This is a genomic window from Pyrofollis japonicus (assembly GCF_033097485.1).
Lineage (GTDB): Archaea > Thermoproteota > Thermoprotei_A > Sulfolobales > Pyrodictiaceae > Pyrofollis > Pyrofollis japonicus.
Genome location: NZ_AP028634.1, coordinates 652,054 through 673,171, shown reverse-complemented (window position 1 = coordinate 673,171; position 21,118 = coordinate 652,054). Strand labels below are relative to the sequence as shown.

Sequence of the window (21,118 nt, the reverse complement as noted above, 5' to 3'; positions counted from 1 at the left end):
GCTATAGTTGCTTGGCCAGCTCCGCGAGCCTATCGGCCACGCTGTCTAGGCCAGCGGCGCGGAGAGCCTCAATATAGGGTGCTGCATCAATAGGCGAAACCGCTACCGCCCTCTTACGCCGAGCCTCTATGAGTTCTTCTGCGAATCTTCTTGCATCTCTGCCAGCGAGCTGGTAGGCGGCAGCAACGGCGAGCCCGTCTAGCTCTGATCCGTTCCAGGAACCTATTTTCTCCTCAACAATGCTCTTGAGCTCCTTTGCCACCCTGTACGCTGTGCTATAGGACCCCATTTTTATCAGTGAGAGAACCTCTACAGCCATCGTTGAGGTAGCTGAAGAGTAGTGGCCCTGCTTCATGAAGGCCTCTCTCGCCTCGTACGCGTAGCGGTAGGCTCCATGAATGTTCCCTGCCCGCAGGTAGAGCTCGGCAAGTATCCACTTTACCCTGGCAAGCAGCGGCTCCGGAGCGTCTAGGAGGAGCCTTCCGAGAGCCTCCTCGGCCTCAGCTATGGCCTCTTCGAGCCTCCCCATCATCCCGAGCACGAGGGCGAGCTGAGCCCTAGAGAACGCTACTTCCCTGGGGTTGCCCCTCTTCTCGGCGACAGAGAGGCCTAGCCGGATAGCGCTAAGCGCTTCCCCGACCTCTCCCCTCATGGCGTAGTACCTTGCAAGGTTGGAGTAGTAGACGTCCATGGCCCCGAGGAGGCATGGGTCTTCACGTGAATTCCCGAGAATCTTTTCAGCCTCTCTCAGCAATTCCTCGGCTTCTCCGCCGCCCAGCTTCAAGGGATAATGCCATAGGAGGTGGCCGACGATGTTGAGCAGTAGACAACTATCCCTATACATGCGGGTAAGCATCCACGCCTTCCTAAGCAGCTCTAATGAGCCATCGTAGTCTCCCCGCTCTCTCGCGACGAGAGCAAGCTCGGCCAAGAGGTAGGCACGGGCATAGTCGCTCCTAGTACTCTCCAACGCCTCCTCCAGCTCCCGGCCATAAGTATCCCTCACAAGGGCCATCTCATGCCCTATACGGGCTATACGTGTCCTAATCGTCCTCACAATCTTCCTCTCGTCGCCTGCTCTGCGGAAGAGGTGCAGCGCTGCAACAATGTGGTCGGGCCTGGGCCTCTTCACAAACCACTCACCAGCGCCTAATAGGCTGCTGAGCCTGGGTCTCCTCGGCCTAGTCCTTAACACTATGTCGCGGACAACGTAGCCCCCACCAGCCTCCGTCACGAGGCCAAGGTCTAGGAGACGGTAGAGGGCAGCCACTGGCGCCTTACAGCTACACGTATCCGCTACCAGTTCGGCGGGCACAGGTATCTCTAGGTCGACAAGCAGCTCCAGAACCTGTCTCTCCGACGCGCTTAGCCCCGCCACAATGCTGTCCCAGAACTGTGTGCCCAGCCTCCTCTCATGGAGCAGTCTTAGAGCCTCATCGACGCCCTTGGACGCAGCTAGCTCCGCGAAGAGTTTCAGTAGGAGCGGGTAGCCCTGCGTAGCCGCGTAGAGCATGCTGAGCCTCGGCGCATCGAGCTCCACGCCAAGCCTCGCTAGAAGCTCCCTTGCCTCCCTCGGGGAAAGGCCGCCCAGGCTCAGTACCTGGGCGCCGGGGACCTCGGCTAGGAGGCTGGTAGGCTTCCTCCTCGAAGCAACTATTATCCTGGCCTCGGTGAGCATTGGCGCGGCCTCGGCTACGAGCATTGCTATGTGCTTATCGCTCACCCTGTGGAAGTCGTCGAGGACGAGCACCGCGCCGTACTTGTCAAGTATGTCTGCGAGCAGCCTAGCCGCCTCACCTACGCCGATGTCTCCGGCTCCGAGCCTCTCATAGAGGCTGGTATCGCCGAGCGACGCCGCGAACAGCGAGATTCTCCACAGTAGCTGTGTGAGAGACTCGTAGCCTGTCACCGTGTACCATGCCACTGGGCTCTTCAGCTTAGAAGCATGGGTTGCTAGCAGCGAGGTCTTGCCGGAGCCCGGTAGCCCAACAACAACCAGGAGCCCGGGCGGGCTCGACTCAAGGACTGCTAGCTCCTTCTCCCTGCCCACGAACCACGAGGAGCTACGTGGAGGAGCAAGGACCGGGCCTAGGCGCCTCGCGAGGGCAGCAGGGTCTACGCCTTCTCCGCCGCTCTCGATACCTACTCCTTTCTTGCTTATCCTTAGGCATAGGCGGCTACCGCGTAGCTTGTAGACTCTGATGTTTCGCCCTGAGACGCGGCGCCACTCTGCAGAGACAAGCCCCATGCGTTCGAGGCGGCGAAGCCTCCTAGAGACATCGGTCTCGTCTCGGCCGAGAAGCCGGGCCAGCTCCCTCGGGTTGAACTCGCCGCTGGAGAGCACGGCCAGTAACTCGATGTTGCCAGGGTTCGAGAGTAGGCGGAAAACCCTGGCGACTTCCTCGAAGTCGTCCCTAAGCCTAGCCACAAGTACCAAGCTCCGTGCAGGGCTAGGTGGAGGAGGTGGCTCCTCCCCGCTATATCTGCGCCGTTGTTCCTCTTAACACTAGCTATTATGTGTCCGTGTAGCCGGGTAATGCGAAGGGCTAGGGGTAGAGCACCTTATCTGTTATCCTCGCGGTTACAAGCGCCACAGTCACGAACATTATTATCGACATTATTAGCGAGGTATAGGGGTCCACATAGTCCCACGTATTGTACATGCTGTACCTTATCATTTCAACAACGTATGTAGAGGGCATGGCGTAGGCCAGGGGCAGTAGCTGGCGCGGGAACACCACCTTCGGGAACACGATGCCCCCTAGGAAGACCATTGTGAACCTTACTATGTTTAGCACTGCTACCCCTGAGACAGGCTCGAGCGGCAGAGTTATCGCGAGGGCCAGTAAGGTGAAGGTTAGAGACCCCAATAGCACTGCGGCTGCAAAGAAGCCCAGGTGAAGCAGCATCGTGTGACCAGTGGTAGCGTACACTATGAGGCCTGCAACCCCGACACCGATGAAGCCATAGGTTATCCCGCCAAGCGACTTGCCGAGTAGCAGCTCGTGCGGCGGGATAGGCATGAACAAGAGGAGCTGGAAGCTGCCACTCCTCTTCTCGAACGCCACGGCCACCTGCGCCATACTGGTTGCGGCGAACAATAGGCTGAGGACAATCATTCCCGGCACAAGCCTGTTCTCCCCATAGGCGGCCAGCCCGAGGCTCATCAAGACCACTGCCGTCACTGGGAACAATAGGCCCCAGCTAATCACGGGGGCCTTGAGATAGTACTCCCTCATGTCCTTGGCGAATATGTGGAGAGCCCTCCTCACCCCTTTCCCACCCCCCTGGCCTTAGCCTGGGCCCTTGCTGCCTCGGCTGGCAGCTTGCCTAGAGAGATTATGGTTTTGAACACTTCTTCCCACGACGGGGGCAGAACATCTATATCTACAATGCTTATCCCCAGGGGTCTCAACACGTCCTCGAGGAGCCTCAGCGCCTCATGAGGCTTCTTTGTCGAGAACTCCATGCTCCTACCGCTAAGCCTCGGCTCCCCCACAATGTCGCTTCCCCGTAGTTCTTGTAGCAGCTTCTCGGCCTCGCTGCGAGGAGGAGCCTTGTCGAGCAGGATTGCGACCCTCTTGCTTAGGCCGAGCATTCTCCGAATATTCTCCGGAGTATCCTCTACGACTTTGACGCCGTTGTAGAGTAGCAGAACCATGTCGGATAGAGACATTGCCTCATCTATGTAGTGGGACGAGAATATTATCGTCTTGCCTAGCCTCCTCAGCCCCCTTATCGTCTCCCTCAGCTTCGAGGCAACAAGCACGTCCAAGCCCGACGTCGGCTCGTCAAGGATTAGGAGGTCGGGGTCGTGGATGAGTGCAGCCGCTATGTCTACTCTGCGCCGGAAGCCCTTTGAGAGCCTACCGTACCTAGTCTTCAACACCTTCGCCAAGCCCATTGTCTCGGCTACTTCTCGCAGCCTCTCCCGGAGGGCTTGTCCACGGACACCATACATCTTGGCTATGAAGGCTAGGTTGTCCTCAACGCTTAGCTCCGGGTAGAGGCTGGGCAGCTCGGGTACAACACCTATCCTGGACCTCACAGCGTACTTGTGGGCCCAGCTGTCTAGGCCAAAGACCCTTACCCTGCCACTGCTCAGCTTGACCGAGCCAGTTATCGCCTTAATAGTGGTCGTCTTTCCAGCCCCGTTCGGGCCCAGGAGCCCATATATCACGCTCTCCGGAACCGTGAATGAGACGCCTCTTAGAGCCACGACCCTGCCATAGCGCTTAACAATGTTCTCGGCCTCTACCACGGGCAAAGGAACAGCCTGCCCCACCCTCTTAGCATCCCCTAGGCCAAGCTATATAGTGTGGTGCTTAGCCGAACCCTTCCTGGGACAAAGGGGTTGGAGAAGAAACTAGCCCTCCCCCTTCTAGCAGCACTTCTCCTACCATTATTCGGCGCCACCTTGGCCCACGCGGGGCAAGGCGGCTCGAAGATCGTGTGGCCTACGCTGAAGTACAGCTTCGACCGCGCCGGCTACGTCGACATAAGCCGCCTTGCTTCGAAGCCCTTCCACTACACGGACTACGATATACTCTGGACTTTCAAGACGGGGCTCTGCGTAGCCTCCTCGGCGGCCCTAGCCGACCTAAACAATGACGGCAAATTAGAGGCTGTTTTCAGCTCGTGCGACGGCTTCCTATACGCCGTGGACGCTTCTAGTGGCACCCTGCTCTGGAAGCGGGAGACAGGGGGAGGACTACACGCCGACCCAACCATATGGGATATCAATGGCGACGACAAGCCGGAGATAATGGCCACAGGGAGCACCGGGTCACTATACGTCTTCAGCAGTGATGGCAAGCTCCTCTGGAAGCACGAGGGCAGCTTCCACGGCAACCCGGTCGTGCTCCACTTCGACACCCGGGGCAGCTACGAGGTAGCAATAGGCAACATGAAGGGCGAGATCTACGTCTTCACGCCAGACGGGGAGATAAGGTACCTCATAAAGGTGGGAGACCTACCAGTCTACCACCTAGCCGTAAGAGACGTTGACGGAGACGGCTTAGACGACATAGCCTGCGTAGAGGGAACCTATTTCCACATAATCAGCTACAAGGGCTCAAAGCCCACCGTCTACACACTCAACCTCGGGAGGATACTCACCGGGGCACCCGCCCTATACGACCTCTACGGCAACGAGACAATAGAGGCAATAATCGTCTCCCGCGACGGCCACGTATACGTAGTGAACCCGGAGAAGGGCACCTTTGTCTCCAAGAAGCTGCCAGGCGTAGAGGACGCCACCTCGACTCCCTCAGTCGGCGACGTAAACATGGATGGCAAGCCGGAGATCGTTGTAGCCACGATGGAGGGCCTCTTCATACTGGACACAGGGCTAAACATAGTCCGAGAATACCCCGACCTCCAAGTCTTCCTCTCATCCTCGATAATAGCCGACATAGACGGCGACGGAGAAAACGAGATACTAGTAGGAACCTACCAAGGAGACATTGTCGCAATAAAGCCAACCATACCGAGCCCCGACGAGAGCGAATTCTACATCTATACCACCAATGCCCCAGTAGTAGCAACAGCCTCGATAGCCGACGTGGACGGCGACGGCAAACCAGAGATACTCATAGGGAGCAGAGACTACAACATGTACTGCTTCAAAGGAATAGAGGAGACAGCTCCCCAGCCAGCACAAACCACAACGCCACAACAAACACCCACAACAACAAACACGACAACCACAGCAATAACGCAGAAAACAAACACAACACGGACAAGTAGAACAATAACTTCTTCAACTACTTCCCGTGCAACCAGCCCCGCCGAGACAAGCACGACAAGAACAATAGCAATGCCAATCGGCGCCGGGAAGTACAAGCCAACAATAAACTACAAACTAGTAGCAGCAGGAATCATAGCAGCAATAATAATCATAGCAATAACTTATCAGTTGACGAGAAAATAGAGCCACGTCGTAATAAACTACTCTACTTTTATCGCCTTTATCCTCAAAGCTTTGAAGAACCACTCATAGTCCTCTGAGCCTGGTGCGACAATGTGGAGGTCTAGTAGGCTTGGTGGGAGACCGAGCTCGTCTTCCAGCCATAGGATTATGTCTACCTTGTCTCTCAGCCTCTTTGGCGCGTGCTTCGTGACGACCAGTATGTCTATATCGCTTGCCGCTGTGCAGCGCTCCTCAACCACGCTGCCGAAGACGTAGACCTCTGCGTCGGGGAACCTCTCCTTAATCTTCTCCGCTACCATTCTCGCTATTTCTCGCCAACGTTTTAGCAGCCTGTACCGTTCATAGCGTACTGCAGCGTCTTGGCCGAGGAGTCCTTGCTGGCCACTGCTTTGCCCCATACCTGGTATGTTGCTTTGAAGCAGATATATGAGGAGCACGTAATTTAGTGCTAAGGATGGATTCGGGGCCTTGCCGCACTCTCGGCGAATAATGTAGTTGCTGCGGCGAGCAGAGAGGTCTTGATGACGCTAAGCGGGCGATGAGTGACGAGTACTATGATCTGGCCATATTCTATGCTGAGTAGGCGGCCCAGCTTGCTCTCAAGGCTCTCATACTCTATACTACTGGTTCTTACCCCGAGATTCATGGTCTCTGCATGCTTCTCGGCGAGTACTATAAGGCTACCGGGTGACGAGGAGGCCGTGGATGCGGTAAGTGTTGCTGAAGAGTTGCTGGGCTTCGCTAAGAAGCGCATAAGTCTCTGCACCGAGTAGGTGCATAGCCGAAGCATCCATGCTGAAAACCATACCTGGGATGCGTGGAGGAGGGAGATCCGGGTAGCTTTCCCTTGTTGTGCGTTGAGGCTCCTTGGCTCTGGCTTGATGAGTCTATGTATCCTAGTTTCCTTTCCTCTTTCTATAGTTATGTGGGGCCTGGGCGTTGGGTTAGGAGTACTGGTCCTTGGCGCGGCTCTGAGCTGGGCTACCGGGATGGGAGGCTTTGTTGCAGTGGGCCTGGGTGTAGTCTTGACTTGTTGAGGGGTGTTTCGGGCGAGTGGTGCCTAGGAGAGTGCCTTGGCTGGGTTAGGCGCTCCGGCTACCGCAGGCTCTACCGGGGCCTCGTTGTTTCTGCTGCTCTTGGGGCTGTTGACCGCTTCCTGGTCTCAGTTGCTGTTGTTCTTTCTCGGCGTACACGGTATGCTACCAATGTTAGGCGGTGGATGCACATATTGTTCAATGGAATCAACGCTATCGATGAGGATTCGTTGAGGCTTGTTGCAGAGAGGGCTGCTCGGCTCCCGAGCCCCCAGCCCAGGACGCTGGCTAGGCTGGTGAAGGATCTCTGGCGTCTCGCCTCCTGGGAGGGAGACGCCTGGGAGCTGAGGAGGCAGCTACTAGGACTCCCCGGTGTGGGGCCGAAGACTGCTGACGCAATCCTCCTCTTCACGGGGAGGACGACGTGGGTTGCTCCGAGCGATACTAATCTAGCAAGGTTTGCCCGAGAAGTCCTCGGCCTAGAGGTCAGGCCTCCGCAGAAGAGCACGTGTCTATGCTATGACCCGGCATGCCCGAGATGCGCGATAAGGGGTAGCTGCTTGTCGGGCACGATAGTGGGGCGCTACGGCGGCGCAGCGGGACTAGTACAGACAGAAGCATACCTTTACAACCACGTGGGAGCAGGGCCGCGTTGGAGAGAAGAGCTTAGAAAAAGACTAGAGAAACACTATAGTTGAGCACTGTGATGGTATGAGAGTAGGCTTGGTTCTCGTGTAGGCTATTGGACCGTGTTCTACTATTCTCATGTAGTACTCTTTTTACAGATTAAAATAAGGAAGACCTTGCTATACCTACTATGGGTGTCTACGTATTGGGTAGATATGTAACTGTTTCCGCCAAGGTTAGGAGAGAGATTGTCGAAGAGGCTAGGAGACTAGGCATTAATGTTTCAGAACTTATAAGAAAAGCTCTTGAGGATGAGGTTCAGCGACGCAAACTAGAATTACTTGAAGAGAAGCTGCGCAAGCATAAACATGTGCTTGAAAAACTAGATATTGATAAGATCGTAGAATTAATCCGAGAAGATAGAGAGGCAAGATGATAGTGAAGCCAGCTTATTTATTTGACGCGTCTAGCATTATAAGGGCACTAAAGGAGACACGACTACTCCCGCTTAGGAACCAGGCAATTCAGTGGCTAACAATTTATGAAGTACTCAATGCCCTATGGAAGGAGGTGAACCTTCTTCACATCCTTGAGCCCGGAGAAGCGTCTTTTCTAGCAAGCACCTTTGCAGAGCTTCTACAAACCATGAAAATACTCAGCCCTCAGGGACTCGAGGTAGAAATACTTAGTATATCCATTTCAACGAGACTAACAGTCTACGATGCATCATATATAGCTCTCGCTAAAAAGCATGAGCTCACATTGGTCACCGAAGACAAGAAGCTCAGAGACATAGCTAGTAGATTTGTTAACACTATTAGCCTCGATGATATCCAGCTAGAATCACACTAAAACTATCCAGGTAAAAACAATACCGTCCCTTGTCAACAAGTTGAAGACTATGCTTGCTCTTGTAAAAAAGGCAAAAACAACAAGTCCTTCCCGGGGTTTGATTAGGTTCCTTCAGAGCTAAGTGCGATACCACTGCTCGGTGCCTCTTTGTCTTCTTGGATGTGAGGGTGATTTGAAGGCTTCTGTGCAAGGAGTTGCTGGTATGGGGCGGCGTGTTAGCCCGGTTGTCCTTGCGGGCGTATTGCTCATAGTTGTTGGCCTGGGTATGGTTGCGGCTTCTCTGCGGGGAGGCGGTGGCACTGGCAAGGTTGATGTAAAGCTACTTGCCCGCCAGCACGTCGTGTCTGCGGCGTACAAGGCTTATGGTAACGAGAAGCTCGGGTTCTGGCTAGCCAAGACCATTATCTCTAATCCCGGCGACACCCCGGTCTACGACGTGAAGGTATCGTACAAGGTTGAGGGGTTTACTGATTGGAGCCAGCCCCACACCTATGCTGCTATTCCTCCCGGCGGCGCGGTCGTCGATCTCTACTACCCGGTGTTCCAGCCAAGCATCACTAAGCTGTCCTCGGCTACCCCGAGCAAGGTCGTGGTCAAGATCGAGTACCGTGCCTCGAAGAGCTCCAAGCCAGTAGAGGTGACGAAGACCAGACAGGTCCAGGTGCTCGGGGTAAACGACATAGTGTTTAGCAGTATCCCGCCAGAGGAGAGCACCGGTAGCTTCTACGACGTCTTCAGCAACTACCCGTTGCTCGCCGCCTGGGTTACTCCCAGCGATCCTGTGCTGCTGCGATTCGCGGGCATAGTGGCCCAGATAGCAGGTGGCCCAGCGACGGCGCTCAGCGACGAGGACGCTATAAGGTTTCTCGCCACTGCGTGGCAGTACAGCGTAGCGAACGGGATAAGCTACCAGACAGAGCCCAATGCCTACTGGACGGGGAAGTTTAGCGAGCACGTAAAGTTCCCTAGGGACGTTCTACGAGACCACAGCGGCACGTGCATAGACACGGCTATATTCTTCGCCTCGCTCGCGATGAGCCAGGGCCTCAAGGCATACATAGTGCTGATGCCTGCCCACGCCTTCCCGATAATAGTGTTGCCGAGCGGCCAACTAGTCCCCATAGAGTCCACTGCGCTCAACCTCAAAGTCTCGTTCGAAGAGGCTGTGAAGTACGGGATACGTACCGCACAGATGGCTTTCAGCGGCCCACACATAGTAGTCGATGTAGCAGCTCTCCAGGCGCAGGGCATTGCGCCGCCGGAGCTACCAGAGCTACCAGCAAACGTGCTAGAGCAATGGGGCTACAAGGCGACCATTCAGCAGCCCCAGCCCTCCCCCCAGCCGGGCCCCAGCCCCGAGCCACACAACAACGAGGGCAACAATGGAGGCCAGGGCGGAGGAGGCGGTGGCCAGGTCTTCGCGAACACAAAGGTCCAGCCATACTGGGCGATACAGCTTGTCGGCGAGGGCTGGGAGACCAATATACAGCCCATTAACCAGCAGGGTGTTGTTGGTGGACAAGCAGGCGCAGCGTCAAGGGCGCATGGCTTATCGATAGGAGTGCTGTGGGTGAGAGGCGTCAGCGCTGAGCAGATGCGGACACTGCTAGAAAAGATGCTCGAGAACGCTGGTATCAGCGCTGAGCCTAGGGACGAGAAGGCAGTCAGCTTCGCAGGAGAGCAGGCACTACGCGTAGCGTATGTCGCTGAGATACAAGGTAAGCAAGCACTGATCCTGGCAAGGTACTTTAGCCACGATGGCTACGGGTTCGCTGTTTTCTACATGCTCTTCAACCCAAGCCAGGACTCCCTGAACCTCGCAGAACAAATCATATCAACATTCCAATGGGTGGCTGGAGCGTGATACCCGTGAGGAAGAGTAGCCTATTCCTAGCCATAGTATTGGCGGCGCTGCTCGCCGCAACCCTCGCCACGGTTGCGGCACAAGCGCAGGAGACGTGGATGCAGCCAATAACGAAGACGAGGATAGAAGCCGATACAAATGCCACGATAACCTTGAGCGGCACAGCGATAGTCGGCGGAGAGCTCCGAATGAGCACATCCGCCTACAAGATGTTCAAGGAGATCTATAACCCGCTCTCCGTGTTCGTCAGGCAGATGAACTGGGGCAATACTCCCGCCCAGCTAGTAGACGTGAAGGTTGAGGCCGACGACGCGAACAACCGGGTGAAGCTGAGCTACAAGAGGCTCGGAGCAGCAGTATACCAGGGCAGCGGCAAGTGGAAGGTAAAGCTCGAAGACGATGACGCTGAGGTCAAGCTCGTAGCCCAGCAGGGCAACAAGCTAGTAATAACGATAACGTATGCAGCGAGCCAGGACCTAGTAATGACTGAGACACTGCACCTAGCGCTACCCAGCAACGCGAAGAACATAGTCTTCGACAAGGAAGAGAAAGCAATCTACTACGAGGCACCACTACCCGGAGAAAAGGGAGGAAATAGGGCAGGAGTAGCAGGCGGGGCAGCACTAGCAGGCCTAGGAGCAGCAATACTGCTACTACCCATCACCAGGAGAAGGAAAGAAGAGGAACCAGAGCTACCACCACCGCCACCAACAAGGCCTTAGAGAAACAACTAGAGAGAAAATAGCCAGTCTAAACGTTTTTACTCCACCAGAATCCTTCATTTTGTCTTCGGTCGAAGCAAATAACTAGTTGTCATAATCTTAGCTCAAGCCGTAGCCCGAGGTCTCTTAGTCTCAGAAAATCTTTATCCATTGTTACTAGTAAGGCATTATTCGCTATTGCGGTAGCAGCAATCAGCAAATCGGCGTCAGGTAGGAGGTTGCCTCTTTTTCTCAGCTCGTCGTACAGCCTACAGTACTCTAGTATGACCTTGTTATCAATACCTAGAACGATATACGAGTTTTCTAATAATTCCTTAACGCGTTGTCTCTTCCTAGGATCCACGCCACGAAGAAACTCTATAAGCGTTATAACCGATATAGCGCCCTCTTCAAAAACGCCTTTTCTCACGTTGTCTATGAGCACGCTTGTATCGAGCAACCTCAACGTAGCCTAAACCTCTTCCTGAAATCTCTACTAGCCTTCTCTATTTCCTCCAAGTCCTTATCGTTAAGCAATTGTACTAGGTGCTCGAATGCTTGTCTTGCCTTAGCTTGCTTAGCCTCTTTGTAGAGTTCTAGCAGGTATTCACTCCAATTCTTATCCCCTTTATCCCTTTCCAGTAGCTTCTTAACCTCTCTACGGACAGAGATAGTTACGTAACTATCCAACTACGACCCCAATTAGTTATGGGCCTCAAGTAGAACGGAAAAACATTTCCACAAATAAAGAAGCATAAGATGATAACGATACTAGCCGTTATTTTTCCTCTCTACAGGGCAATGTATTATATCAGCTCGCGTGGTATTTCTCCCGGCTTGTACGCTATCCTTGGCTTGAGCCCTGTTCTTCTCAGCAATTCCTCTACGTGGGGGTAGAGGAAGACGTATTCAGGATCAATGCTTCCCGCAAGCCTCGGGTGTATTGAGGCTAGGAGCTTCTTTATCCTCTTCACGCCCTTCTCGTCAGTGAAGCTGAGCATGACTGCGGGGTAGACTTCCTCCCCGGGCTCTAGGCCGTAGCGCACCAGGTTTTCAAGAGCCCTTAGCTGCAAGTACCAGGCCTCGGGCTTGGCCCTGGTTAGCTGCCAGAACTCCTCCGGGCTCGTCCCCTTTATCGAGACCCTTACCTCTATCCCTACTCCGTGGAACTCTGCGAGCCTGCGAGCATAGTCCTCCCTAGCCCCTATAAGGATGCCATTGGTCTCCAACACGAAGTGTAGGCCTTTATCGGTCACGGTCTCGATGACCTTTACGAGGTGCTCGAAGCCTATCGTTGGCTCGCCGCCGGAGAGCCTGGCCTGCCTAGCCCCTGTCCTCCGGGCTAGCCGGAGCAGCCGCGAGGCAGCCTCCTCCGCGGAGAACATGACGCCTCTATCGTAGCCCGTCCAGGTGAAGCGCCAAGCCCAGCAGAACCCGCAGCGAAGATTACAGCCAACCACGTCACCCGTCACTATGCCGCCGTACCAGCGGTCGCGGCGGAACCGATAGTAGCGGCGGAGAAGCCTCCCAGCCTCCCGCCTAGTAACCATCCGCTCAACTATCTCGGAGAGCCTTAGCGGATCATAGCCGGGCATGAGTTGCCAAGCCCCCGCAGCCCGAGGAGCCTCTAGGATAGCGTGCAAAACCGTAGCCGAGGACTATATTGCAGCGTGCAGCAGCCAAGAGGATAGTATCCGGGCTATTAACAGCTAAAATAATTATTTTGACGAGCCAGGGAAAAGATTCTTCGACGAAACTGGGAATTATCCGGAGAGTATATTCCTGCATTGGCGCTCTTCGTGTTAAGTACATACGGCTATATCTTTATTCACCCTTCTAAGGAACTATACATGGGTGTCTTCTTGTCATCAGAGGCTCTTACAATAAAGATCCCGCGATCAATAGCCCAGCGCCTAGAGGCCGATGCAAGGAGAATAGGGTTAAGCATTGAAGAATACGTATTAGAGCTCATAACTAGAGGCCTTGACCCGGAGGAAAGAGTCAATGCTTATATTGAGGCTGCCCAGGCACTTCTAGAGCAAGCACTACAAGAACTTGCAAAGGGAGATACTAGGCAAGCAGTTGAGAAGACCTGGGGAGCTGCTGCACTAGCGATAAAGGCCTATGCAGAGTGGAGGGATGGAATAAGAATTACGAGTCACCGAGAGCTATGGGAGTATCGCAGAACGATCGAAAAGGAACTCGGTGACTGGGTATACGATGCATGGATGGCTGCAAACGGTATGCACACATGTTTCTACGAGGGCTGGTGCAGCGCCGAGGACGTCCGGGAAGCGATTAAGAGGGTACGAAGACTGGTAGACGAAGTAGCCTCGAGAATTAAGAAGAGTTAGCTACGAGGAGCACAGACGTTTTTATCTTCTCCCTCGCAATCATAGTTCTCTTACAGAGAATGGCGGGAAACAAGTCTTCCTCCATGAGGCGTACTCGTAGAGTGTGACACGACATAACATGAAACCCTATGAACAGGGCACGACCCGGTCGTAGCGCCGTATTCGTCCGGTCCTATGCATAGCCTCCCGAGGGGCACATACATGGACAAAACCGAGAGGTGTAGCCCAGATAGCAGCTAGGGACGAGGGTAGGAGGAGCAAGAAGGGTAGGAAAGAAGAACAGCAGCAGTAACGTAGCCCAGGAATAATACGACTCGGTCTGGTTTTCTAGGCTGTTTTGTCCTTGATGGCTTGTTCCTGGCCTATCTTCTTGAGCCTTGTATAGTCGAAGTAGTTTCGTCTACGACGGTTCATAATCATTCTTGGCGAAAAGAGCTTTATTCTCCCGCTATATAGTATGGTTAATTGATAGTTAAACTGTGTTCTTATTGAAGTGGAAAAGTGGTGGTAAATTGGTAGACGAGTCTAAGAGAAACACGCTTAAGGTTCTTGGAGCGGGTGTTGTGGGCCTAGTTGTCGGGCTTGCTGGCGGCTATGCCATCGGGGCTTCGTCGAAGAAGGGTGCGACCAAGACCGTGACTGTTACGAAGGAGGTTGGCGGGGGTGCGGCGGCTAAGCCGTCCGGTATTCCGTCGAAGCCGCTTAAGATAGGATTCATGTACTTTATGAGTGGGCCCTTCGGGACCTACGGCAAGATGGCTGGTGCTGCGCTCGAGATTGCACGGGACGAGATAAACTCGAGGGGAGGTATCCTTGGCAGAAAGGTTGAGCTGATATCCAAGGATGAGGCTGATAGACAGCACGTTATCGACAATATTGTTAAGATGGTTCAGGAGGAGGGGGCTGAGATCCTCATCGGTATTGATAGTAGTGGTGACTCGCTCAAGCTCATCAAGACTATTGAGGAGGAGCTGAGGGTTCCTCTGATAGTGACTCATGCCGCGACGCCTAAGCTCACTGAGTGCGGTAAGAGGAAGTACATTTTCAGGATAAGTATGTACGAGGAGCCTATCGATATCGCTGCTGCAGAGCTGGTTGCGAAGATGTATCCTGATGCTAAGAAGGTTGCGAGCATCGGGCCGGACTACGCCTATGGCTGGGACTCTTGGACCGTGTTCTCCTCGAGGCTCAAGGAGCTTATGCCGGGCGTGGAGTTCGCTGAGCCTATTTACGTCAAGCTCGGGACGACCGACTATACTAGCTACATAGATAAGATGATAGCAGCGAAGCCCGACATAGTGTTCTCGTCGCTATGGGGAGGAGACGCAGCAACGTTCTTCAAGCAGGCCGCGTCCAAGGGCTTATTCAAGAACATAAAGGCGTACCTAAACCCGATGCTAGGCGCTACTGATACCCTCAAGGCCATTGGGGACGAAAACGTCCCAAGCGGGGTAGACATCTGGGGAAGCGGCCGCTACTGGTTCAACTATCCGCCGCACGATGTCTACTCGCTCAACAAGTCGTTCGTGGAGAAGTTCAAGGCCAAGACTGGCGAGTACCCGCCATACGTCTCTGGTACCAGCTACACCGCGCTCTACGCGGTAAAGAATGCAATAGAGCTAGCGTATGCTGAGCTGGGTAAGTGGCCATCACCCGAGGAGCTCATAAAGTACCTTGAGGGCTTGACTGTAGCAGGCCCAATGGGCCCAGTGTACATAAGGCCTGAGGACCACCAGGGAGTCTACTACGTGTACTGGGGCAAGCTCGCAAAAGGCGGGCCCCTGGGCTTCCCGCACCCAGTGCTAACCGACCTAGAGATATTCGACTTCGGCAAAGTAGTTCCACCGCCATTCAAGACCTACGTGAAGTGCGGCTAGCCGGCTCCTCGGCAGCCAAGCCGCCAATGAGCAGCGTTTTTGACACCTCGGGGTGCACAGCGTGGATACTGGCTACATAGTAGTCCAGACGATTAACACGTTGTTTTACGCCTCGATTCTTTTTCTCATAGCCTCTGGCCTCAGCCTCATCTACGGCATTATGCGTGTACTGAACCTTGCTCACGGAGCCTTTTACATGCTTGGAGCTTATCTCGCATATAGTGCCGCAATGGTGTGGATAGGTCCTAGTGCGCTGGGCTTTGTTCTCGGATTCGTCCTCGCCGTAGCAGTGCTTGCCGTCATTGGAGCAGTCTTTGAGAGGACACTGCTGAGGCCTCTCTACTCTAAGCCGGAGGAGCTTCAGCTCCTCTTCACCTTCGCCGTGATGCTCATGCTTGACGACATCGTGAAGATGGTATGGGGGCCGGAGTACAAGTCGTACACTGTTATACCTGGCGGCTCCGTAGAGGTTGGGGCGTACCAGGTTCCTCTCTACACGGTGTACGTGATAGTCATCGGGTTCGCTGCCGCGGCTGGCCTTTGGTGGTTCTTCTCGAAGACGGTTATCGGTAAGCAGATGAGGGCTGCGGCTTTCAACAGCGAGGTCGCGGAGGCCCTCGGCATTAATACAAGCATATTGTTTATTGCAGCGTTCGCGATAGGCTCTGCGCTTAGCGGGCTGGCGGGTGCTGCTGCTGCACCCATTCTCACCGCTTACCCGGGCATGGGGGCCGACGCCCTTGTTCTCTCATTCGCTGTGCTCGTCATAGGCGGTATGGGCAGTATTGCCGGCTCCTTGGTGGGGGCGCTCATAGCGTCTGTTGCGAGGACTATAATGGTTATAGTGTACCCTATGCTGGAGGTCGCGCTGATATACCTTATAACAGCCGTGATGTTGCTGATAAAGCCTTCAGGGCTCTTCGGGAAAGAGATTGAAAGGAGGTAGCCTGGCATGGGCTCGGTGAACGAGTGGAGAATCCACCTCTACAGCACCATAGCAATACTGGTCTTCCTCGCGGCTGCGCCGCTCTTCACGAGCCAGTACTATACGAGGCTACTAGCGGTAGGAATACTCTTCGGCCTAGCCGCCACCGGGTTCAACATACTGTACGGGTACACGGGGCTCCTCAGCTTCGGCCATGCCATGTTCTGGGGGCTTGGGGCCTACGGTGTCGCAATAGGCTTGCTCAAGCTCGGGATGGGCTACGCGTCCTCATACCTATTCGCGCTATCACTGGTAGCCTTGACCGCGCTCGTGACGGGCTACTTGAGCCTGAGACACACGAAGATATACTTCGCGATACTCACGCTCGCCTTCGGCCAACTAGTGTACGCGGTTGTGCTGAAGTACCGGGACGTGACGGGGGGAGATGAGGGGCTCTACGGGATACCGAGGCCCCTTGGCAGCATCCCTAGCTACTACTACCTTGTGCTCGCGACTGCGTCGGTGATCCTGGTACTGGTTTGGCTCTTGCTTAGGTCGCCGCTAGGCCTCGTATTCCAGACTATAAGGGATGACGCGTTCCGCGCAGAGACCCTCGGCTACAATGTTTCGAGGATGAGGCTGCTGAGCTTCGTGATAAGCGCGCTGGTGACTGGTGTTGCTGGGTCGCTCTATTCTCCGCTACAGGGAGCGGTGACCCCGGAGAGCCTCTACTGGACGTTCAGCGCCGAGATAGTGTTCATGGCGATCCTTGGCGGGACAAGGGTGTTCCTAGGCCCTTTTGTGGGAGGGATCGTCTATGTGTTCCTCCGCGACTACGCCATGGACGTCACCGAGTACTGGCTTTTCGCGATGGGGCTGGCGCTCGCCGTGCTCATATACGTCTTACCCCAGGGCATCCTAGGCGCAATCATAGAGCAGGTATTGAAGAAGACTAGGAGGTCTTCGGATGGGAGGTGACCTACGCAATGGGAGAGGCTAGGGAGGTACTTGTTGTAGAGAATGCTAGGAAGTACTTTGGCGGTGTAAGGGCTGTCGACGACGTCACGCTCAAGCTCTTGGAGCGGGAAATACTGAGCATTGTTGGCCCCAACGGGGCTGGGAAGACAACGCTCCTAAACATAGTCTTCGGGGTAATCAAGCCCGACAAGGGTAGGGTGTTGCTGCGCGTGGGGGACAAGTTCCTCGACGTAACTGGCTGGCCCCCGAGGAGGCTGGTGAGGATCGGGCTGGCAAGAGCTTTCCAGACACCAAGCGTCTTCAACGACATGACTGTTATCGACAACGTAAGGGCCGCCATAATTGCCCGCAAGAAGGCCCTCTTCAGCCTCAAGGGGTACTATGCGCTAGGGGATGTTGAGGAGGAGGCTTGGCAGCTCCTAGACTACTTTGGGCTCGGCGACAAAGCGTACGTGTTGGCGAAGGATCTTAGCCACGGGGAGAGGAAGCTCCTAGACATAGTACTAGCCCTCGCCTCTAGGCCAAGAGTGCTCCTACTCGACGAGCCGACGGCCGGGCTGAGCGCGTCGGAGAAGCAAACCGTGATGGAGATTATAAAGAGGCTCAGGGACGACATGGGTGTATCAGTTATCGTTGTCGAGCACGACCTTGACGTCGTGTTCGGGGTATCGGACAGAGTAGTAGTGATGTATGAGGGCAGGGTGTTGGCCGAAGGGCCTCCCAGCGTCGTCCAAGAGGATGAACGTGTCAGGACCCTGTACCTGGGCGAGGAGGAGGTGAAGAAGCCATGATCATAGAGGCGGGCAGGATATGGGTTAGGCTTGGCGGCGTCGAAGTACTGAGAGGAGTCGAGATAAGGGTCTCGCAGGGCGAGTCAGTCGCCCTTATAGGGAGGAACGGTGCTGGCAAGACTACGCTGCTCAGAACACTCATGGGTATAGTGAGGCCGTACCGGGGCTCCGTGAAGGTAAAGCTAGGCAACAAGGAGTTCGATGTCACGAGGCTTAAGCCGCACAAGGTGGCAAGGCTAGGAGTGGGCTACGTGCCGCAGGGGCGCATGGTGTTCCCCGACCTAACTGTCGAGGAGAACCTCGAAGTAGTCTATGGCGGAAAAGTGCCCAGCGACACACTTGAATGGATATACACCGTCTTCCCCGAGCTTAGGAAGCTCCGCGGGAGGCTCGCAGGCTACCTTAGCGGCGGCGAGCAACAAATGCTCGCAGTAGCCCGGGCACTAGTAAGGAAGCCAAAGATACTGCTACTCGACGAGCCCTTCGAGGGCCTAGCGCCTAGGGCCGTGGCCAGGCTGGCTGAGGCTCTCCGCGACATCCGGGCCGAGGGCGTCGGGCTCCTAGTAACCGAGCCGGGAAGCGTTAAGCGCGTCCAAGGAGTAGCCGAGGCAGCGTACGGTATAGACAGGGGAGAAATAGTGTACAGGGGGCCCCTCGAGGGGATACTCTCCGACCCGGTTGCAAGGAAGAGGATATGGGGCTTCGAGTAGGCTACACGGCGCCGAAGAGGGGCTTCTTCCACGAAGCGCGGCTAAACGTCAGCGAACAGCCTATGACGTTGGCCTAGCCAATGCCGTCAGCGACGATGAGCAGGGCCGTGAAGACTGTTTGCGCTAGTAGTTCCCTCCTACCGTATTGTTTTAGCCTGTTTATCTGCAGCTTGTAGGGACCCCTTACGGCATTCCTAGTCATCGTTACGACGGGCTCTATGAGCGCTACTAGGAGGAGGGGCTTATAGATAGCCGCCACTACTATGGCTGCTCCTAGTACGGCTACGGAGATCCATGGACTGTAGTCTCGGAAGGGGAGCCTTGACTCAGTGTACGCTGTCCGAGCCACAACGTGTAGCGCAAAAACGCTCCACAGAGGCAAGAGGCTTGGCTCGTGACTGTCTAGGACAGAGATTATCGCGAGGCCTGCGAGGGCTGGGATCACTGAGCCAGCTACGTAGGCGTCGGGGCTCCTCGGGTCGAGGAGGTACGCTGTAGTCGCTAGCGCGAAGACCGCGATGGCTAGGAGAAGCCCGGGGACGAAGACCTCGGTTACGCCCCGCAGCCACAGTATTAGAGCGTAGGGCACCGAGTTGAGCAAAGCGAGCATCGCTAATCGTCTTAGGCGCCGGCCCCGCGCAGCAGCGAAGCCCGCGTCAAAGCATAGGAGATGGAGTAGTAGCAGCGCCACCGAGCCAGCCACGAGGCCGGTGGAGAGAATCTGAGCCTTGGAAAGCGCGACGAGGAGACCGAGCACCATTATGCCTGCTGCGCTCGGTTCCCGGGGCAGCGCGGGGCACTTGGCAGGAGCTGCAGCGGCGTGTCGGCGGCCGTGCTGAGCACTGCTCGGGCGCTGCATGGCTCCTCCATGCCTGGTTCCGCGTCCTACGAGCATCTTCCCTTTTTCAATACTTTGCTGAAAATATACGAGGAGGACTCGGCTGCCACTGTTCGTGGAGGAGGAGGCGCTGTCTTCTCTGCCGTGTTTCTCCGTGCACATAGTTTTTCAAGGAGGCCTTGGTAGCAGTGTAGGATGGCTGTGCATGGATAGGGGTTTTGGTGTTGTCCTGGTACCCTGGGAGCCCTGTTGACTACTTGTTGCACTGCGCCACGGTTGCTGAGGAGAGCCGTATCTGTGACACGGAGGGGCGCTGCATCACCTACTCTGGGCTCCTGGTTGCTGCGAGCAGGGTTGCTGAGAAGTTCTCCGGGCTCGTCAAGGAGGGCAGTGTTGCAGCTGTTGCTCCTGTTAATAATCTTCCTGGGTTGGTTGCGCTGTTTGCTGCTTGGCTTGCTGGGCTCCGGGTGGCGGTTGTTGATCCTCTGTCCGGGGAGTGGGATCTCCGGGTGCAGCTGAGCCAGGCTAGGCCGGGGCTGCTCGTGGTTAGCTGGGATGGTGTTGAGATGTGCCGCGTCGCTGAGGGGCTGGGGGCCAGGTGCATTGTCGCCGAGGACCTCTACGACTCTGTAACGGGGAGCACATCGCCCTGGGAGGGTTATTGGCGGCCCCGGCCCTGGGAGGAGTTGCTGTACTACTTCTATGCTGGGATAGCTGGGCGCAGCCTACCGGTAGCTCATACCGGTGCATCGCTTGCCGCATCCGGGATGCTGACGGCGACACACTTCGGGCTAGAGCAGGGCTCTAGAGTCTACGTGCCGGTCCCGATAAGCCACGGCCTCGGCCTACAGATAGCCGTTTTCGGCGCCATGTATACGTGCTCCAGCATAGTGCTCTACACCAAGAGGGGGCCCCTTGACCCAAGGGAGGCTGCGAGGAGCCTCGCAGAGAGTAGGGCGAGCCACGTCTTCAGCGTACCCCTATACTACAAGGCTGTGCTCAAGACGGGGTACCGGGGCCACAACGGCCTAGTCGCAGCCATCAGCGCAGGGTCACCGATGCTGCCCGGGCTCCAGAGGGAGTGGAGGAGCCGCACCGGGGCCCCGCTCCTCCAGCTCTACGGGATGACGGAGGCCCTACCCATTACAGCCACGAGGCCAGGAGACCCGGACTGCAGCATCGGGCGCCCATTGCCCGGGATTGAGACGCGGATAATGGGTAGGAGTGATGAGGGCGAGCTCCTAGTGAGGGGCCCGGTGGTCATGAAGCGCTACCTCGATGAAGAGGAGAACGAGAAGGCGTTTCTCGGCAGGGGCTGGCTCCGGACAGGCGACGTGGTACGAATAGACAGCAGCGGCAACTACTACTTCGTCCGCATCGTGAAGCCCATGTTGAAGTATAAGGCGTACCCAGTGCTGATAAGGGATCTCAAGGAGCTACTCACACAGCACCCAGACGTCGCCAAGGCAGAGATCATGAGTGTTGACATGGGTGACTTGGGTGAGGCAGCGGCTGCGCGTGTCTGGCTCCGGAAAGGAGCCAGGGTATCCGAGCACGAGCTGTTGGAGTGGGTTAACTCGAGGGTTGCTCCTTATCGTCGCCTATACCGCGTCGAGGTAATGGGGTACGCGTAGC

General features: G+C 55.7%; 24 protein-coding genes. 13 read left to right on the top strand and 11 right to left on the bottom strand.

Features of this window, described 5'->3' with window-relative positions; translation table 11 throughout:
• Position 1 precedes the first annotated feature (1 nt).
• From SBG41_RS03370 to SBG41_RS03360, 3 genes are all read right to left on the bottom strand, one after another.
• On the bottom strand, positions 2-2,428 hold the full coding sequence (locus SBG41_RS03370; RefSeq protein WP_317896138.1) for an AAA family ATPase: 2,427 nt from the start codon (positions 2,426-2,428) through the stop codon (positions 2-4).
• A 118-nt stretch (positions 2,429-2,546) separates the two neighbouring features.
• Complete coding sequence (locus SBG41_RS03365) at positions 2,547-3,272, bottom strand: ABC transporter permease (protein WP_317896137.1); 726 nt, start codon at positions 3,270-3,272, stop codon at positions 2,547-2,549.
• The gene (locus SBG41_RS03360) at positions 3,269-4,285 is read right to left on the bottom strand and encodes an ABC transporter ATP-binding protein (protein ID WP_317896136.1); all 1,017 of its coding nucleotides are present in this window, start codon (positions 4,283-4,285) and stop codon (positions 3,269-3,271) included. The genes SBG41_RS03365 and SBG41_RS03360 overlap by 4 nt, the downstream gene beginning before the upstream one ends.
• 69 nt (positions 4,286-4,354) lie before the next feature.
• Between SBG41_RS03360 and SBG41_RS03355 the strand changes: the two genes are divergently transcribed.
• Positions 4,355-5,932, top strand: coding sequence for a PQQ-binding-like beta-propeller repeat protein (locus SBG41_RS03355; RefSeq protein ID WP_317896135.1), 1,578 nt, complete (start codon positions 4,355-4,357; stop codon positions 5,930-5,932).
• Between the two features lie 17 nt (positions 5,933-5,949).
• Here SBG41_RS03355 and SBG41_RS03350 read toward each other — a convergent pair whose 3' ends face one another.
• Together SBG41_RS03350 and SBG41_RS10515 are read right to left on the bottom strand one after the other, a co-directional pair.
• Positions 5,950-6,369, bottom strand: a complete 420-nt coding sequence (locus tag SBG41_RS03350) for a nucleotidyltransferase domain-containing protein (RefSeq protein WP_317896134.1) — start codon at positions 6,367-6,369, stop codon at positions 5,950-5,952.
• Between the two features lie 11 nt (positions 6,370-6,380).
• A complete protein-coding gene (locus SBG41_RS10515; protein WP_317896133.1) occupies positions 6,381-6,686 on the bottom strand; it encodes a hypothetical protein in 306 nt (101 codons plus the stop codon).
• A 93-nt stretch (positions 6,687-6,779) separates the two neighbouring features.
• On the opposite strand from SBG41_RS10515, the gene SBG41_RS03340 reads away from it, so the two are divergent.
• The 5 genes from SBG41_RS03340 to SBG41_RS03320 all read left to right on the top strand — a co-directional run bounded on the left by SBG41_RS03340 (position 6,780) and on the right by SBG41_RS03320 (position 11,031).
• The gene (locus tag SBG41_RS03340; RefSeq protein WP_317896132.1) at positions 6,780-7,664 is read left to right on the top strand and encodes an HhH-GDP family DNA glycosylase; all 885 of its coding nucleotides are present in this window, start codon (positions 6,780-6,782) and stop codon (positions 7,662-7,664) included.
• 134 nt (positions 7,665-7,798) lie between these two features.
• Complete coding sequence (locus SBG41_RS03335) at positions 7,799-8,029, top strand: type II toxin-antitoxin system CcdA family antitoxin (RefSeq protein ID WP_317896131.1); 231 nt, start codon at positions 7,799-7,801, stop codon at positions 8,027-8,029.
• 2 nt (positions 8,030-8,031) lie between these two features.
• Positions 8,032-8,445 (top strand): type II toxin-antitoxin system VapC family toxin, encoded by a 414-nt coding sequence (locus tag SBG41_RS03330; protein ID WP_317896130.1) that lies wholly within the window; start codon positions 8,032-8,034, stop codon positions 8,443-8,445.
• A 202-nt stretch (positions 8,446-8,647) separates the two neighbouring features.
• Positions 8,648-10,309, top strand: coding sequence for a hypothetical protein (locus tag SBG41_RS03325; protein ID WP_317896129.1), 1,662 nt, complete (start codon positions 8,648-8,650; stop codon positions 10,307-10,309).
• Entirely contained in the window at positions 10,306-11,031 is a 726-nt protein-coding gene (locus SBG41_RS03320; protein ID WP_317896128.1) for a hypothetical protein, read from the top strand. The genes SBG41_RS03325 and SBG41_RS03320 overlap by 4 nt, the downstream gene beginning before the upstream one ends.
• 91 nt (positions 11,032-11,122) lie before the next feature.
• Here the strand turns inward: SBG41_RS03320 and SBG41_RS03315 are convergent, their stop codons facing one another.
• The 4 genes from SBG41_RS03315 to SBG41_RS03300 all read right to left on the bottom strand — a co-directional run bounded on the left by SBG41_RS03315 (position 11,123) and on the right by SBG41_RS03300 (position 12,798).
• Positions 11,123-11,476: a type II toxin-antitoxin system VapC family toxin gene (locus SBG41_RS03315; protein ID WP_317896127.1), complete on the bottom strand. Its 354-nt coding sequence runs from the start codon at positions 11,474-11,476 to the stop codon at positions 11,123-11,125.
• The gene (locus SBG41_RS03310; protein ID WP_317896126.1) at positions 11,473-11,700 is read right to left on the bottom strand and encodes an antitoxin VapB family protein; all 228 of its coding nucleotides are present in this window, start codon (positions 11,698-11,700) and stop codon (positions 11,473-11,475) included. The genes SBG41_RS03315 and SBG41_RS03310 overlap by 4 nt, the downstream gene beginning before the upstream one ends.
• Positions 11,701-11,816: 116 nt before the next feature.
• Entirely contained in the window at positions 11,817-12,605 is a 789-nt protein-coding gene (locus SBG41_RS03305) for a radical SAM protein (RefSeq protein ID WP_317896125.1), read from the bottom strand.
• Entirely contained in the window at positions 12,592-12,798 is a 207-nt protein-coding gene (locus SBG41_RS03300; protein WP_317896124.1) for a hypothetical protein, read from the bottom strand. The genes SBG41_RS03305 and SBG41_RS03300 overlap by 14 nt, the downstream gene beginning before the upstream one ends.
• A gap of 74 nt (positions 12,799-12,872) precedes the next feature.
• Between SBG41_RS03300 and SBG41_RS03295 the strand changes: the two genes are divergently transcribed.
• Positions 12,873-13,364, top strand: coding sequence for a PaREP1 family protein (locus SBG41_RS03295; RefSeq protein ID WP_317896123.1), 492 nt, complete (start codon positions 12,873-12,875; stop codon positions 13,362-13,364).
• On the opposite strand, the gene SBG41_RS03290 is transcribed toward SBG41_RS03295, so the two are convergent.
• Complete coding sequence (locus SBG41_RS03290; RefSeq protein ID WP_317896122.1) at positions 13,351-13,479, bottom strand: hypothetical protein; 129 nt, start codon at positions 13,477-13,479, stop codon at positions 13,351-13,353. The genes SBG41_RS03295 and SBG41_RS03290 overlap by 14 nt on opposite strands.
• 397 nt (positions 13,480-13,876) lie before the next feature.
• On the opposite strand from SBG41_RS03290, the gene SBG41_RS03285 reads away from it, so the two are divergent.
• From SBG41_RS03285 to SBG41_RS03265, 5 genes are all read left to right on the top strand, one after another.
• On the top strand, positions 13,877-15,241 hold the full coding sequence (locus SBG41_RS03285) for an ABC transporter substrate-binding protein (protein WP_317896121.1): 1,365 nt from the start codon (positions 13,877-13,879) through the stop codon (positions 15,239-15,241).
• 61 nt (positions 15,242-15,302) lie between these two features.
• Positions 15,303-16,187 carry a branched-chain amino acid ABC transporter permease gene (locus SBG41_RS03280; RefSeq protein WP_317896120.1) on the top strand — a complete coding sequence of 295 codons (885 nt, stop codon included), beginning with the start codon at positions 15,303-15,305 and terminating at the stop codon, positions 16,185-16,187.
• 6 nt (positions 16,188-16,193) lie between these two features.
• A complete protein-coding gene (locus tag SBG41_RS03275; protein WP_317896119.1) occupies positions 16,194-17,144 on the top strand; it encodes a branched-chain amino acid ABC transporter permease in 951 nt (316 codons plus the stop codon).
• Positions 17,145-17,152: 8 nt separating this feature from the next.
• Entirely contained in the window at positions 17,153-17,935 is a 783-nt protein-coding gene (locus SBG41_RS03270) for an ABC transporter ATP-binding protein (RefSeq protein WP_317896118.1), read from the top strand.
• Positions 17,932-18,645, top strand: coding sequence for an ABC transporter ATP-binding protein (locus SBG41_RS03265; RefSeq protein ID WP_317896117.1), 714 nt, complete (start codon positions 17,932-17,934; stop codon positions 18,643-18,645). The genes SBG41_RS03270 and SBG41_RS03265 overlap by 4 nt, the downstream gene beginning before the upstream one ends.
• A 73-nt stretch (positions 18,646-18,718) precedes the next feature.
• Here SBG41_RS03265 and SBG41_RS03260 read toward each other — a convergent pair whose 3' ends face one another.
• Positions 18,719-19,645 carry a hypothetical protein gene (locus tag SBG41_RS03260; protein WP_317896116.1) on the bottom strand — a complete coding sequence of 309 codons (927 nt, stop codon included), beginning with the start codon at positions 19,643-19,645 and terminating at the stop codon, positions 18,719-18,721.
• 62 nt (positions 19,646-19,707) lie between these two features.
• On the opposite strand from SBG41_RS03260, the gene SBG41_RS03255 reads away from it, so the two are divergent.
• Positions 19,708-21,117, top strand: coding sequence for a class I adenylate-forming enzyme family protein (locus tag SBG41_RS03255; RefSeq protein WP_317896115.1), 1,410 nt, complete (start codon positions 19,708-19,710; stop codon positions 21,115-21,117).
• Position 21,118 lies beyond the last annotated feature (1 nt).